Annotated in this window: 1 protein-coding gene; it reads left to right on the top strand. The window is 41.5% G+C overall.

Features of this window, described 5'->3' with window-relative positions:
- On the top strand, positions 1-646 hold a 646-nt coding region (locus ACFIMQ_RS09660), incomplete at both ends, for a helicase-related protein (protein ID WP_375703955.1).

Here is a 646-nt window from a genome sequence, read left to right as displayed (position 1 = left end):
GGCATTTTTGCTGAGCAAATTATTCGCCCAACAGGGCTTGTTGATCCACCAACAGAAGTACGCCCCGCCTCTAACCAAGTCGATGATGTTGTAAACGAAATTCGTAAAACAATTCAAAAAGGCTACCGTACCTTAGTCACTGTACTGACCAAACGTATGGCTGAAGATTTGACAGAATATCTTCATGAACAAGGCATTCGGGTACGCTATATGCATTCTGACATTGATACATTAGAGCGTATTGAAATTCTCCGCGATCTGCGGCTTGGTACCTTTGATGTTCTCATCGGTATTAACCTGCTTCGAGAAGGTCTGGATATTCCAGAATGCGGTTTTGTTGCCATTCTAGATGCAGACAAAGAAGGTTTTTTACGCTCTGAAACCTCACTTGTTCAAACAATCGGACGCGCTGCACGCAATGTAGACGGACGCGTTATTCTTTATGCTGATACCATTACTGGCTCTATCGAGAGAGCCTTAAAAGAAACACAACGACGTCGAGAAAAACAGATAGCCTATAATGAAAAACACCATATCACCCCCACCAGTATCAAAAAAAATATCGACGATATTCTCAATTCAGGGGGAGAAAACCACCATACTCCTAAAAAACTTACCAATTTTATCAAGCAAAATAATATGGTTG

It is taken from the genome of Bartonella sp. AD13SXNS, from assembly GCF_042196465.1.
Lineage (GTDB): Bacteria > Pseudomonadota > Alphaproteobacteria > Rhizobiales > Rhizobiaceae > Bartonella.
This window is presented reverse-complemented; position numbering and strand designations above follow the sequence as displayed.